Genomic DNA, 16,107 nt, shown 5'->3' on the forward strand with positions numbered 1-16,107 from the left:
CAATAATCCCCATATTGTGCCTTTTGCTAGCACAGCCTTAGTTGAAATATTCATCAGTATCCTTATTATACCAAAGTCGCCCTATCTAAACATGAAATATACGTACCTTGTAATTTTATCCTTGTTCATTCATTTACTAATTTAGTACTTTATTTATTCCATTAATAATAACATTTTCTTTGTGTGTTACCGTCATAGATTACTAGTTTTTCGCGATTATTCCTTTTTCTCCGTAAATGTATTCCTTAACCCCTTCAACAATAGCAGTAGCCACGCGATTTTGAAATTCATCAGCCCACATTTTGAACTCATCCTCGGGATTTGTCAAATATCCTACTTCTATCAAAGCCCCAGGCATTTTTGTATCCTTTATAACAAATAAATCTTTCACCATTATGCCTCTATCCCTAAATCCGGTAGCTTCCGCCACATGTTCCTGCATGGTCTCAGCAAAATGGCGAGAATTGTTGTGATAATAATATGTTTCTGTGCCGGAAACATTCGGATTTGTAAAAGTATTTCCGTGAATCGAAATAAATAAATCTGCATTTAAGTTGTTCGCATATTTTGGTCTGTATCTACTTTCTTGCGAAATAAAGCTATCATCCGTTCTTGTCATAAAAACTTGTATTTGAGGTTCCTTCTCCAGTAGTTTTTCAACCTTTCTCGATACACTTAATGTAAAATCTTTTTCATACTGGCCACTTGCGCTTGAAGCTCCGACATCTTTGCCACCATGTCCTGGATCAATTACAACCTTAAAAGGTGTGTTACTGTTTTGGTCACGATTGTGATTATCACTACTGGAACTAACTTTCATGTAATTATCGTTATTGTTAATGGAATTGTTGATGAAAACTGATAATAGTAGAATGAGAAATAAGATCAATATAATAAAAAGCCTACTTTTTCCCCTTCTTCTCCTATTATTGTGCTGGAATGCCATCGCTAATCTATCCCTTCTATTTCAAAGTATCCTTGTACTTTTTAAAGATTAATAGAGAGAGATAAAGATTAGGTGCAGATCATGTCAATATCATTTAAAGAATAGGAATCGGAAATCTATCGGTCTTCTATTCCTTGTTACGTCTTTTTTTAAAGAAGAAAACAAGAGAAATCAAAAATAGACATATAGTAAGAAACCATGTAGTAAAAAATGCAAGTCCTAAACCAATATTGGCATCCACATATTGCACAATTTTATGATTAATTACTGCGTATACAACAGGACTTGCAACACCTAAATATATAAAGCACGCGATTGCATACGGCATTTTACCTTTCTTATTTGTACTTTTCAAGTAAATTACAAAAGGTATAATCAATATAAATAAAGTTATTAGTAATAAAATATTCAAGGACAAGTGAATGCCCTCCCCCATCTTTCACTATATTTCTGCAATAACTTCAATGAAAATTAGCGATGAGCCTTGCGAACAGTAACAGTGACTGTTCGTCTATCCGTTCAATACCTATGGCAAAGGCTGATTGAACGGGTGGCTCATATATTCTTGTTTCTTTAAATAAAAGAAAAACAACACGCCATCTTCAGTATTCAAAACACCATACTGTGCACCATGCAGCTCCAAAATATTTTTTGAAATAGCCAGACCTAATCCTGTTCCACCATTCGACCGCCTACGAGACGCATCCCCACGGTAAAATCGATCCCATATTTTCTCTAAATGTTCCTCTGCTATATGTGCCCCTTTATTTTCAATGCATACTTTTACACGCTCGTGCTCTTCTATTGTAGAAATGATAATCTCTTTGTTTTCTGGTGTATAACGAATCGCGTTCGTAATAAAGTTTGTCAAAACCTGTTCAATTCGATGTTGATTGGCAACAACCTTCACTTTAAATAGTTGTTTATGGACATGTAATTGCTTGTTCATTATATCTATATTTAATTGCACACATATATACTCGATGACCTCATCAATATAAAATACATCCATCTTCATTTTATACGTACCAGACTCAAATTTTGCTAATTCGAGCATATCGACAATAAGCATATCCATTTTATCTACTTCTTTTGACATCGCTTGAAAATAATAATCTTTTTTATTACTCGCAACCCCATCTTCCAAAATGGAGATGCAGCTTTTCATAATGCTTAAAGGGGTCTTTAATTCATGTGACACACTCGAAATAAATTCTTTTCGTGTATTTTCCAACCTTTTTTCTTTCTCTATATCTTGTTGCAATTGATTAATATACGAATGTAACGTATTGGAAAGCGTATTAATATTTTGTGACAATGCACCAATCTCATCATTTGATGTAATACGTATAGTCTCAGAAAAATCTAAGTTTGCCATCTTGTTCGTCGTATCGTTTATTTGTAATAATGGTTTGGCAATCTTTTTTGAATAATAAAATGACGAAAGAACAACAAGAAGAACTACTAAGATAATTAGGTAAATATAATAATCTTTTAACATTTGAATAGCTTCATCAACTGGTTGTAATGATGTCATCGCAAAAATATACATTGTTTCACCAGTTGTATCTTTTATCGGTTTAATAAATATTTTGTAATTAATATTATTTTCTTCAAAGTCGATTGTTTCAGGCTTGCTATAATGGCGTTCAGCAAACAGTAAATTCACCTGAAATTGTTTTACCCTTTCTATAAATACACGATTTGTATAAATGTTTGAACTACCTGACCCAAAAGGTAATTGTAATTCCTGAATATCTCCTTTTAAAAACAACTTTGAACCATTATAAATGTTTGAATTGCCTGGTTCCACGGGTACTTGTAATTTCCGATTGTCGTCCATTAATTGCCTCGATTGCTCTATTGGAGAAGGTTCTGTTATCTCTTTATTACCATATAATTTTTCTGATAAGAGCATATTTTCCAAGACTGTATTCTTATTATCTACCGTTAATATAGCTGGAACTACCGTATTATCTTTTTTTATTCCGTCTATATAAATTCGATTTCCTTGTTTCAGATCGAACTTGACCCTTTCCATTTCTTCTAAACCAATTAAACTATACAAAGGAATGGAAATCGTCCGGTTAGAAAACTCTTTATCTCGAGCTGGATCTATATGAACTTTTATGGAAAAATCACTTGCGTGTTTAATAGTTCCTACCCTGTCTAATACTGCAATCCAAGTCATATTTTCTTGGTAAAAATCCTGCTTTAGCTTTTGGATTGTTTCAACATTTTTTTCAGATTTTAAATACTCTTTCGTAAAGCTTTGAATACTTGTTTCAATATTCTTTACCTTTTGGTTTTCATAATATTGCTTGAAAAATATAGTTTGTCCAACAAAAATTGTTGCCAAAATAAACATACATAATATAGTTGTTAAGATAAATAGCTTTAATACAATCCCTTGTTTCATACTTTTCCCTCAAATTTATAACCCGCTCTAATAACCGTAACAATACAATTTGCTTTATTTCCTAATTTATGACGTAAATTTCGAATATGACTATTGACCGTGCGATCATCGCCCGAAAATTCGTACCCCCAAATTTTCGTAATGAGTTGTTCTCTTGTCAAAATAATCCCTTGATTTTGCATTAAGTAGGTTAGTATTTCAAATTCCGTATACGTCAAACTAATTTGTTCTCCATCAACAAATACCGTACGTGTAGGAAAATGCACATGAATACCACTACTTATTAAAGTATCTTCGTTAGATTTGTTACTTATATGAGAATATCGACTATCCAGTAATCGTTTTACTCTAGCCAATAAAATCGGGGGGCGGTACGGTTTTGTAACATAATCATCCGCCCCCAGTTCAAAACCTAATAACGTATCATCTTCATCGCTTCGTGCCGTCAACATAATAATAGGTACATTGGATGATTTTCGAATCCGCTTGCATACAGACCATCCATCTAATTCTGGCAACATAATATCTAGAATAATTAGGTGTACTTCATATTCTTCAAAAATAGCTAGAGCTTCATTTCCATCTGCTGCTTCTAACACTTTATATCCTTCATCTACTAAATAATCTTTCATAATTTCACGTAAAATATCTTCATCTTCTACAATTAATATCGTTTTTTTCATTTTTCTCCCTCACAATGCTTCAACGGTTACTACCTATGAAAGAGTACCATATTGATGTAAAGATGAGATAAAGATGTTGACTTAAATTCAGATAATCTTTACTACAGTATCCCCACCTAATTTAATAAATTTTAGAATTATTGTTCCCATATTTCCATTTTCAATCAATCCAGTAATGATACTTTCACTCAAAATCAATCAATGATTTTTAACTTACGTCTCATTTCCGCATAAAAAGTAAGACCTCGGCTCGGCTTAAAAATCCCCCGAACCATTAGTCCGAGGGAACATATTTTAATATTCAAGTATGCATTTAAGGAAAATCTCCGCTTATTTACCATCCTATAGAGGACTACCATCCTCATTCCAATATTCCCATTCTCCTATTTCTTCACCAGCAGCATAGGCACCCCTAGCTTTAATCTGCCCATTCTCATAATAGTATTCCCACGTACCTGTCTCTAGGCCCTCTTCATAGCTTCCTTCAGACATAAGTTGACCATTGAAATAATATTGCTCCCATGTTCCTGTCTTTTTATCATTAGAATACTGTCCGATAAATTCTTTTGCACCGTTATGGGTATACCAAGTTTTGTATAAGCCATCTAATACTCCATTGTTATAGTTGGCTTCAAGCGTCTTACTGTATTCAGGTCCTTCATATTTTTCATGGATGCCATGATACGTATTATCCTTGTATACATACCTTTCGGAAATCAGGCCACCTACATAATTTTCCCAAGCTCCCTGCTTGTCTCCGTAATCATCTTCATACCAGACATAATACCAGTCTGAAGAGCCTTCAATTTCCCTTGTTAGCTGCGAATAATCCACTCCTGTATCATCAACGACATATGGATAGAATTCCACGGTGATAGTCGGAATAAATCCCCCTGAATTTTTCACATTAGATGGTGGCAGGAATTCCCCTTCAAATGTATACAATCCTGTATAAGGAAATATTCCAACAACGCTATCAACAGTAGGATAGAGAACGACCGGATCCTCTTTCCAGTCTACGTTGAGATCCATAGTATCTGGGCCAGGACTTAAATATACTTTGATTTTTTTCGGTAAGTAAGATGATACGGCTTCAGCAAAACTCGTACCCTCTGGGATTCTCACGGTTTCTGCCGGATCATCATATCCACCAATTTCAAATTCATCATAAACTGGAACTTCTCGATACGTTACAGTAACAACCCTATTAAAGGCCGGCATTGACCCTGTTACGTTATCAATATCAGCATAATAACCATCAATTGTAGGAGAAGGGATATTGTAGTCTTCTCCTACCTTAAACCTTTTAACAATCGGTTCTGCTACTTTTGTTTCATCTTCATATATATAGTTGATGGTTAGTTGATAAGTTAGAGTATCATTATAATAAATCACGGTGATATATTTAAATGTTTCATCCATTATTCCGGTAACGACTGGTGTATCCGCAGTATACCCTTCTATTGTTGGAGAAGGAACACTAAACTCCTCACCTTCTTTTAGGCTGTCATCGTTATAAGGATCTGGTGCAAGGACAGCCTCATCATCGATTACATAGTTTATAAATAACGTATAAGTCTCCTCAAAATCCTTTGTGTATATGACTGTAACGGTCGTATCTCTTGCGATAATACCTTCTACCGTTGCTTTATCAGGAGTATAACCTTCTATTGTTGGTGTAGGAATATTGTAGCTATCTCTATATTCATAATCTTCTTTTTTAAAAGTTGCAGGTGCTGCCACTCCGCCATCGTCAATCACATATTGCACAGTTAAAGTGTAATAGATGATATCATCATCTGAGTCGTCTTCGTCTGAATCCCCTGAATCATCTGAATCGCCCTCATCTGGGTCTTCTGAGTCGTCCTCATCTGAATCCCCCGAATCATCTGAACCATCTGAACCACCGGAGTCATCTGATTCGTCCGAATCTCCTGGGTCTTCTAGTTCTTCCGTTTCCCCAAGTCTCTCTTCTTCTATTTCTTTTTCGATTTCATCTAGAATTTCATCGATCGGTCTACCCTCTAGTTCTTCAATTTCTTGGATTAATTCATCATACACCCTATCAAACTCTTCAATACCCATGTCCAACTGATCTAGCATTGTATTTATATCTTCATAGCTAATCCCATCAAAAGTAGATGCATAATCTTGATTCTTTTCATAATCCAATGCAAAGTTCATATCAGAAAATAATTGTTGATAATCTTCCATAAAATCGGATGAAAACATCTCAGATTCTAATAATTCTTGAGGAATCTGCCCATCTTCTAAAGGGATTTCAACATAAGCGATACTTCCACCTTCAGCATCACTACTAATTTTAATTCCGAGAAGCTTCCCTTCATTCACCAAATCTGCAATTTGTTCTCCTACATAAAATATTTGGTTCCCTAAATCAGCCCCACCAAAGTCAGATAGGCCAAAAATAGAGGATACCGGCGCAAAATCATCCTTCATCTTATCAAATGTCATCGTTACTTTATCATTTTCTCCAACGATAATTGCACTACCTAATGAACTGACATCTAAAATAACATCCACACCAGAAACAACAACCCCCGCAGCTTCACCGAGATACAACGTACCTGCCGCTGCCGTAGACATACCTGCGGTAATGATTGTACCCCCTATAAAAAGTCCTACTTTACTAGCTGTCTTTGTAGTTCTAGCGATTAATTCTAGATTCTTGTAAAAGGCCTCATCAGCCATAGCATCTCCATGAACTATTTCACTAGACAATTTTAAAATTTCAAAGGCCTGTTTTGCATCTACTCCTAGCTGCTTGGAAAACTCTTTCAGCTTTTGCGCACTTTTAATGGCATCAAACTGATTTTGTATTTTTTCAGCCCACTCAAGACTATTCCCATTGGATGCAAGCATTGAATTTTCCATTTTCTCTTCCACATCACTAATAAAACGATCCGCTGCATATTGCATAGTTAAACTATTCTGGTATACCTTATCCCATGTTTCCGACGCTTCGTTTCTAGTTTTAATCCACTCATCCATTCCAACTTTATCAATATCCATAGTAAATAATTTCTCATTCAGCAGAGATGCCTTAATAAATAATGATACTGTATTATTTGTAGCTTTAGAAACTGATCCCATTTGTAGATCTTTATTAGATCTAGTAACTTCGCCTGAATTTATTGATTGAATGGTTTTTAAATCATTAATTCGTTTAACAATTGTAATAGCTTCACCAAATGTTAATTTATCTTGTATTCGCAGAGTCTTATCATCATATCCACGAAGTATACCTAGTTTAATAAACCTATTAACATCGGCTATTAAACTGTTATCAATTTGTTGACTATCTCTATAATCCCTTACTGAAACCTTTAATATCTCTTCATATTCCAATGTATCAGCTAACAGATTAACTACGTCAATTCTAGTTAAAGCATTATCATCACAATCCATATCTTTCTTATTTGAAAGTGCGATATTAGTAACTTGTTCAAACAATGCCCGGAACTCACAGGATGAAATATTTTTATTTAGGTTAATAGGTTCTTCTTCTGTTAAAATATTCTTTTGTTTAAAATATTCAAAGTTTTCACTTGCCCAATGATTTACGTTTTGAGCATAGGCAAAGTTGCTAAAAAGTAAAAACAATACTGTTGCTAAAGCTATAGTTCTTTTAGTGATCATTCTCAACTCACCTCTAATTTAATTTTTGAACGGTATACAAAATTTGTTATTGTAAATGCTTACCTTCCTGCAATAAACATTCCCGATTATTTGTATATCTACAAAAGTAGTTTAAAAGTAGTTAATATAAAATACATCACTATTAAGTATGAAATCACAAAAAAAACGCCTTTCATACTTTAGTACGAAGGGCAACATTGTATAATATCTATAATATTTTGCGACTATACGTCCTTGAGAAAGGTGCTAATGAGTTCCGCACGACTCGATACATCATACTTTGAATAAATATTTCGCACGTGCGTTTTAACAGTACTTTCACTTATACAAAGAATCTCACCAATTCCACGATTTGATTTTCCCATCAATATAAGTTCAAGTACTTCATTTTCCCTTTCTGTAAGTGGTGTTGCTATCTTTGTCTTTTGAATAATATTAGGTAGTTGTAGGTTTTTTAGGCTATCATAGTTTGCAAGATAAGTATGGTTCTTGATTAAAATCGTTAATTGACGATTAAGCGGCGGCAACAAAGCAAGTGCAATACTTACTACTACAAGTGCAATAACTGCCACTTCTGCGCTTGGTAACCGCATTGATGTAACACCCAATCCAATAATATCACCGAATAATACTCCAATTACATTCGCTGCAAGGCCTATACCAAAAACTACACTTGGATTTTTACTATAATCCAGCATCTCAGCAATTATACTCCACCAAAACAAATCAAAAATACCACAGGCTGCTAGCATCAACGTGTTCACAATAATAAAATCCATGGATTCACGTCCTACTAACATAAAAGAAATAAACGAAGCCATAATCATTGCCATACCAACGTATAAAATATGTGATCGTTTCACTTTAGTTGGCAAATTGCGCATTATAATAATGGCAAAAATATAAGGTACAGCCCAATACCAGCTCAACAAACCCGTTAGATGTTTAAAAGCAGGATTTATAACTTGATACATAAGACCAGAGTTAATAGTAATAATACTGACAAATAGAAATAACAACACAAGAGATTTTATAGCATTGTTGCTAGATTCTTTTCTTTCAGTTTCTTTAATTAATAGTTTATTAGTTTCAACTGGTATGAACCAAATAAATAGCATACCTAAACCTAAGCAGAGCATAGATAAAGCAAGGCCCACAAATGGCGATAGATTAATAGCAATCACATTGATAACTATCATTATAATGTTCGAGTAAATCAACACATCTGCACAAGTCTTAAGCCGCTCGTATTTAGGTGTAAATAATTTTAAAAAATATCCCCATGAGGCTATAGCACAGCCACCAGAGTATCCAATAATAATTAACCCAATACCCCATAAATTTGCAACATTAAAAACGAAAGGTGTAGTTGCAATTAGACAAATACCCATAGTAATGAGCATCGTGCGTCTTGCCATAACAGATGTTTTTACTACTAAACCGCAAGATAACAGTCCTGCAAAATGTGCTACAATACCAGCTAATACGTAACCAAAAGGATTATAATTGTAGTGGTCAAAAAGGCTATATAATACCTGGCCTTCAAAAACAAAGGATAATAAGTAAGCAGATAGCAAGACGAAACCATTAATCGAAAGGATTCGTTTATCAGTTATTTTAAACATAATTATTAAACCATCTCCTATAAATCAACCATAACCATTTTTCCAGTTTTATTAATGTATTAGCCAGCTACTAGTGAGCAAAAGTAAAGGCCGACCAAACAGAGATCTCGTTTGATTGACCTTCTTTTTATTGATAATATTAAACTTTGTGAAATTACATGAATTTTATAAATATTCTACTAACTTATTATACTACTATATATCACCCTTAAATGTGGACAACTCGTGACATTTTGCTTTGCCCTATTATTGTTCCCATATTTCCATTTTCAATCAATCCAGTAATGATTCTTCACCGTATTAAATACGCGATGTGTCTATCTAATAATATTTTATTAAGTTAATATCGAATTTAGGTAGTCCAATAAATCCGATTTTTGAAAGAGGCGCTATATGACTTAAGATACAATATTTACAATCCATTCTCACTTTCACTTGCCTACTTACAATCTATCATACGAAAAGAAATATAATTATCGGACTAAGTTTAATTTCTTATCTTTGATTTCATAAATTACATCAGCCACATTCTCAAGCAGCCGATTGTCATGAGTGATAAACAATATGGTTCCAGTATATTCCTTCATTAACACTTCCAAAGCTTCTAAACTCGATATGTCAAGAAAGTTGCTAGGTTCATCCATTAACAGGATATTGTATCTCCCCATAAGCATTTTTGCCAGTAACAATTTAATAATTTCGCCACCGCTTAAAACAGATAAGCTTTTAGCAATATCGTTTTGTTTAAACCCCATTGATGCTAGCACTGAACGGATTTCTGATACATTGTAATCACACTCCTCTTGCATAAACTCCATGACATTCTGATTACTGTTGTACTTGTAACCATTTTGTGCAAAGTACCCTATTTTTGCCTTAGGTGAAATAGAAATTCCATCTTCATGGTTTAAGATCATCTGTATTAACGTTGTTTTTCCCGTTCCATTACCACCAGTTAGCGCTACTTTTGCTCCAAGCGGAATTTGAAAAGATGCATTTTCAAACAATACCTTTTCTCCAAATATTTTATTAATTTCCGTACCGACAATAGGATATGGATTGTGGAGTGCCAATGCTTTGCTTTGCCTGAAACGAATCCTACGAATGTTTTCTGGAGCTTCTACATCTCCCAAGGCCGCAATCCTATGTTCCAGAGACTTAACGGCATTATGCATCTTTTTTTCCTTACTTCCCATTGATTTTTGATGAGCTAAACGCCCACCACCTTCAGTATTTTTTTTCTTTGAAGCACCTTTTACCTTCTGTTCTAGTTTACGAGCATGTTTTCGCTTTTCCTCCGCAGCCCTTTCCAATCGATCACGTTCTGCAACAAATTGTTCGTATTCTGCAGCTTGGTTCTTGCGTTCATCCTCTTTCTGGCGAAGATAATCAGAATAGTTTCCCCAATACTCCGTGATTTTGCCATCTTTCAGTTCCCATATTTTATCTACTACCTCATCAAGAAAATATCGGTCGTGACTAATAACTAACAGTGCACCTGTAAAATATTTTAGCTGTCCGATTAGAAAATCAATTCCTTCACGGTCTAAATGACTTGTTGGTTCATCCGCTAAAATACCATGCACCTGTGCTGATAATGCCTGTGCTAGTTTAAGCCTTGTTTCTTCACCACCGCTCATGGTCTGTATATCCAATTGCTCAACACCGAGCTTGCCTACAAGTGCAAAATCTTTTTCCGCCTGCAATCTTACTTCGTCCAACTGGGGGATATAGGCAAATTCACCGAGTCGATTAATTTTACATCCTACCGGGGTTAATTCTCCTAAAAGCACCTTAAATAAAGTGCTTTTCCCTACACCATTTGCTCCCACTAGACCAATACGGTCATAATCATATACTTCTAATTCTTCTATATCTAAAACATCACGCCCTGTGAATTCCACATAAACGTCTTTTGCCTTTAATATCAATTCCATATTATTTCCTCCTGTCTATAATCGCCTGTTTTCATTTGCCTGTACGCAGGGAAAACCCTGCGATTTAAGCAGGAAGAATTACATGAAAATATAATACATAAATAACCCTCCAATTATGTTTACTTTATTTTGAATCTAATTTTCTTATCTCAGTCACCATTGGGCAAACACTAGCAATACCGATGATTAAAATACCTGATATGAAAAACCAATGGTTTACACCGATTCTATCCGCAAAGAATCCGGAAAGGATTAACCCAAATGGCATAGCAAGTGACATGAAGCTCCCTGTCAATGAAAATACACGTCCTAAATATTCAGGCTTAATTTTCTCCTGAAAAAGAGCTGTTTGTACACCGCTGTAAAATGGCACCGAAAGTCCCATCATTGCACAGCAAACTACAAATATCACAAATCCACTCGGAGGTAGTAAGCCTGAAATGACCAAACTAGACCCCATCACAAAAATGGATACCGTGATTAATAGGATTCGCTTTTTATAGTTGCCAAAAAACCCTAACGATAGCCCCCCTGCCAGCATACCAGAAGCATAAGCAATCTCCGTGATAGAAATATGCATCGGTGTCCCATTAAAATATTCCATGGTGATTAAAGGATATAATGCATTAATAGGCATATATACAAACATATATAATGTTCCTATTAGTAGTAAGGCAAATAATCCTTTATTGTCCTTTAAGACTATAAATCCCTCTCTCATCTCGCCTATAAAATTCAGCTTAAAGTTTTGCTTGTCTACTTTAAGCTTTGGAATATTCACAAAAGCTACAGTGAGACTAGCAATTACAGCACCTAACACATCGATCGTAATAATCGCATTTAATTCCCAAACAGAGTATAACAATGCTGCTACTGCGGGACTAACAATATAGCTAATAGACTGCAAGGACTGGCTATAACCCGCACATTTAGTTAACTGATCTTCCGGTACTAACAGAGGAGTGACCGCATGTAGAGCAGGTGTATGAAAAGCTGTGCCAACACTACGGATAAACAATACTACCATAACGATCCAAACAGGTAACTCCATATAAAATGCAATAATTGCTAGCACTGCTCCAGCTGCTGCAATAATTAAATCAGCACCAATCATTATCTTTTTCCTATCATAACGATCCACCAATACACCAATAGCTGGCCCAAAAACAGCATATGGTAGAAAACCAACTAGTGAAGCCATAGATAAGACCATCGCAGATCCTGTTTTTTCTGTAAGATAAAAAATAATTGCCATTTGCAGGATGGCACTTGTAATTAATGATACTGCCTGCCCTGCCCATATTGTAAAAAACTTAAGTTTCCAATTATTAAATTTTTCCATGTTATTGCCTCCTGCATACTATCTGCTTGAATTCTGCTTGAATTTTTATGGTTCTAGGCAATAAAAAATGCAGGCCAAAATCCACAATGTGGCTTTAGTCTGCATACATACAATATGAAAGCATTCTTAAAAAAGACATAGTTAAATAAAGCTATAGTTAAATAAGCTATATCCTAACCGTAACTAATGAATGCCCAATATCGTATAAATAAGCACAACAAAAAAGCCTATCATCGGGGATAGATTTTGCCTTTTTTATTGCCAGCTTATCTTAAACGCATTGAGGCTGTCATAGTTTCGGTTCCTCCTATGTTCTTATTTGTAACAACGTGCATTTTAACACAAAAAATTAATATGTTCAATATTTAGAGTTAAAAATCCACGGGGAAAACCACCAATTACGACATTCCCTGTTCAACAACACATATCTAGTCCTTTATCTCCCAAGCTGGATTCCAAACTACTTCCCACAAATGGCCATCCGGATCTTGGAAGTGACCAGAATATCCACCCCAAAAAGTCTCATGTGCTGGATCCGTTATTGTTGCACCCGCTTTTTCGGCTTGTTCTAATACTTTATCTACTTCTTCTTTACTATTTACATTGTGACCAATTGTAAATTCAGTAGGACTTGCAGGAGCCTGTGTAACTTTTGCCTCATATGCAATACTTTCTCGTTTCCAAATAGCAAGCTTCAAACCTTCTTGTAGATCAAAAAAAGCAACTGCTCCATGCTCAAATTCTTTCCCTACAATACCTTCTGTTGGTAGTCCTAAACCATCACGATAGAATTCTAAAGCCTTTTCCAAATCATCTACACCTAATGTAATTACAGTGATTCTTGGTTTCATAAGTGATCTTATCCCCCCTCAATTCATCCTTAAATAGCAATAAAAAGAATCTTTTTTTTAATATTCATTTTTTCTTTTCCTATTTCTGCCAGATAGCCAAAGTAAGAATTCATTATTCTTATTCCCAACAGACTCTTTTTTATACGATAAAATAAACAATAACCGCTAGAATAATAGATGTCACTGTCATTGCTGCTAATGGGCGCATTGCTTTCTTACGCAAGTCTTTCAAACTTACATTTAGTCCCAGTCCTACCATTGCAGCTGTTAAAAGCCAAGTCAAAACCGTGCATCTCTCTAACATCACCAAGTTGTATGGTATGCTCCAAAGATCCTGATACCTTTCTCGTCTCTGCCCCTTTCATAATTGAAAAATTCCTGTAAAAGCAGTTCTCATAAGCTCATTTGGAAGTCAATTGAACAGCTAATTCCCAGACTCTTTCAATATTAGCTATATCATCAGCATATTTAGGGTAAACACCTTTATCAGTTAGCTGCTTGAACTCTTGAATAAATCCGCTTGAATAATTGGAGGGCCTCATCAATTCTCTTTTGTCATTGAAAAGTTTACCGGTTATATCTTTACATTCTTCAGAAGTACAGATATAGAAGTAAGTATCTGCCATTGACTCTGGCGTGGAACTATAAATATTTTGAATTGATGCGGCCATTCTCCATACAGATTTGAACTTTATCAATGTTTCTTTTGACAACTTTATTGCAGGTATTTGAATGGCATTCACCTTGATACCATCTTTTCTAAAGACATCTGCCATTTTGAAGGTCAACATCAATAATGCCATTTTGGAGTCTCCATACATTTTGTAGCTATTGTAACGCCTACTATCGATTAATTCCCCCTGCAAATTATCATAGTCAATTGTCCTATTTGAATCAAAGAAGTGCCTGATATTGGTCGTGCAGGCATTAAGAACTCTTGCATCCTCCGATTTTTTAAGAACATCTGCCAACAAGTGAGTCATTAGAAATGGGCCAATGGCGTTGGTTGCAAAAGATAATTCAATATGATCTGGACTTAATTGATATTCTTTTTCACCATGCTTAAAATATCCCGCGTTATGAATCAAGATATCTAGCTTTTTATATTTTTTCTTAAACTCAGAGCAGAAATCTTTTATAGACTGAAAAGAAGAAACATCAAGTTTAAGTAACTCAACGAAGTGATTGTTGGACTGTTCTATTATTTCCTGTTGAATTTTTTTACTTTTTTCAATATTACGGCATGCCATGATAATCTTGTACTGTTCTCTCGCGAACCTAATGGCTGCAGCCCTACCAATACCTGAATTTGCACCTGTAATAATAACGATTTTATCATTCAAAATGACCTACCTTCTTTCATGAAATTCAATTGGACAATCAGAAAACCAAATGAACATCGCCAACATTACCTAAAAGCTGCTCCATTTTAAGAGAAAAGTCTATAGATATGTATTAATCTAACAGAAGATTTTATTTCCTAATTACATTTTACACCCTAGATTACTACAAACATAGCAATACCATATAACATCTTACTATGCTTTAACATTCTCAAGTAATCACCGCCCATTAACCCTTACAGGATTCTGCCTGCGTTTTTTGTATTATTGGTAGACGGGAACATATCCACCCTCGCTCGTATTGTCTCCAAAAAGGGCGCTCTAACTAAGAGCGCCCTCAATCATAAACATTGTTGTAATTAATAGTCTTTTTTCTTTACTGGAATCCAGATTTCGCTTCGATAGTTTGGATTTCCAGTGTCTGGGCTCTCATTCCATAAAATTTCAGGACCTGGGGCTGCCTCAAACCCTGAAGTTGGAAACCACTCTGAGTATATCCTTCCCCATACATTTTGAAGCGTTTCCGGGAAGGGTCCAATGGATTCGAAAACTGCCCAGGTACTAGCTTCTATATTCAAAACATCGAATTCTGCTGTTTCATCACTTGAAGTTGCTACCCCGATGTAATGATCCAGCTCACCCCTTTCTTCCATTCTTCCTTCCGAGAAGTTTGTAGATGCACTAATAATCCCTTTTGGTTCTATATTTGAAAGGGCTTTTAATTGTTTAATAACCTCAGGGGTTAAAAGTTCACTCATTTTTGAAATCTCTGGATTGACGCCTTCAAAAATTATTGGAATTCTCTTCTTAAATCCTACTAACTTAAAAGGTCCTTTCTCAACAATGCGATAATTCATTTCGCATCCTCCTTTAATTGATAATTGAAAGGTCATTCTAGGATAGGCTTTTAACTGTGTATTCTCCCTTCTTGCTTCAGAAGGAAGAATACCATGAATAGAATGAAAAGCACGGGAGAATGAATCAGCTGAATCATAACCATATTTGACAGCAACATCGATTATTCTCAAATTTGTATCCTTCAAATCAAGGGCAGCCAACGTTAGTCTCCTTCTTCGAATGTATTCTGACAAACCAATTCCTGATAAAAAAGAAAACATCCTTTTAAAATGATACTCTGAGCAGGAAGCAATTTTTGATACTTCACTATAATCAATATCCTCCGTTAGGTGCTCTTCAATATATGCCAATGCTTTATTCATACTACGTAACGAATCCATCAAACAACCTCCTTTCATCATCGATATTATCAAAGGATGCGCTTACCCATCCGATAATCTGTG

General features: G+C 35.1%; 11 protein-coding genes and 1 pseudogene. All 12 read right to left on the minus strand.

Translation table 11 applies throughout. The features are described from left to right. Nucleotides 1-202: 202 nt before the first annotated feature. On the minus strand, nt 203-820 hold the full coding sequence (locus D612_RS0104850; protein WP_233274983.1) for an N-acetylmuramoyl-L-alanine amidase family protein: 618 nt from the start codon (nt 818-820) through the stop codon (nt 203-205). 253 nt (nt 821-1,073) lie between these two features. Beyond that, on the minus strand, nt 1,074-1,364 hold the full coding sequence (locus D612_RS0104855; RefSeq protein ID WP_017754367.1) for a hypothetical protein: 291 nt from the start codon (nt 1,362-1,364) through the stop codon (nt 1,074-1,076). A 108-nt stretch (nt 1,365-1,472) separates the two neighbouring features. After that, nucleotides 1,473-3,365 carry a sensor histidine kinase gene (locus D612_RS0104860; RefSeq protein WP_017754368.1) on the minus strand — a complete coding sequence of 631 codons (1,893 nt, stop codon included), beginning with the start codon at nt 3,363-3,365 and terminating at the stop codon, nt 1,473-1,475. After that, the gene (locus D612_RS0104865) at nt 3,362-4,048 is read right to left on the minus strand and encodes a response regulator transcription factor (RefSeq protein ID WP_017754369.1); all 687 of its coding nucleotides are present in this window, start codon (nt 4,046-4,048) and stop codon (nt 3,362-3,364) included. Before D612_RS0104865 ends, D612_RS0104860 begins: the two co-directional genes overlap by 4 nt. Before the next feature lie 342 nt (nt 4,049-4,390). Next, nucleotides 4,391-7,708: a MucBP domain-containing protein gene (locus D612_RS0104870; RefSeq protein WP_017754370.1), complete on the minus strand. Its 3,318-nt coding sequence runs from the start codon at nt 7,706-7,708 to the stop codon at nt 4,391-4,393. A gap of 224 nt (nt 7,709-7,932) precedes the next feature. Further along, complete coding sequence (locus tag D612_RS0104875) at nt 7,933-9,333, minus strand: LuxR family transcriptional regulator (RefSeq protein ID WP_017754371.1); 1,401 nt, start codon at nt 9,331-9,333, stop codon at nt 7,933-7,935. A 473-nt stretch (nt 9,334-9,806) separates the two neighbouring features. Further along, nucleotides 9,807-11,270 carry an Msr family ABC-F type ribosomal protection protein gene (locus tag D612_RS0104880; protein ID WP_017754372.1) on the minus strand — a complete coding sequence of 488 codons (1,464 nt, stop codon included), beginning with the start codon at nt 11,268-11,270 and terminating at the stop codon, nt 9,807-9,809. Nucleotides 11,271-11,394: 124 nt separating this feature from the next. Then, entirely contained in the window at nt 11,395-12,612 is a 1,218-nt protein-coding gene (gene mef(A), locus D612_RS0104885; RefSeq protein WP_017754373.1) for a macrolide efflux MFS transporter Mef(A), read from the minus strand. A 428-nt stretch (nt 12,613-13,040) separates the two neighbouring features. Beyond that, the gene (locus D612_RS0104890; protein WP_017754374.1) at nt 13,041-13,463 is read right to left on the minus strand and encodes a VOC family protein; all 423 of its coding nucleotides are present in this window, start codon (nt 13,461-13,463) and stop codon (nt 13,041-13,043) included. Nucleotides 13,464-13,602: 139 nt separating this feature from the next. Then, nucleotides 13,603-13,752, minus strand: a pseudogene (locus tag D612_RS19380) (putative sulfate exporter family transporter); the annotation flags it as partial. Between the two features lie 112 nt (nt 13,753-13,864). Further along, nucleotides 13,865-14,806, minus strand: coding sequence for an SDR family NAD(P)-dependent oxidoreductase (locus D612_RS0104900; RefSeq protein ID WP_017754376.1), 942 nt, complete (start codon nt 14,804-14,806; stop codon nt 13,865-13,867). A gap of 359 nt (nt 14,807-15,165) precedes the next feature. Further along, the gene (locus D612_RS0104905; RefSeq protein WP_017754377.1) at nt 15,166-16,044 is read right to left on the minus strand and encodes an AraC family transcriptional regulator; all 879 of its coding nucleotides are present in this window, start codon (nt 16,042-16,044) and stop codon (nt 15,166-15,168) included. Nucleotides 16,045-16,107 lie beyond the last annotated feature (63 nt).

It is taken from the genome of Calidifontibacillus oryziterrae, from assembly GCF_000331575.1.
Lineage (GTDB): Bacteria > Bacillota > Bacilli > Bacillales > Bacillaceae_J > Calidifontibacillus_A > Calidifontibacillus_A oryziterrae.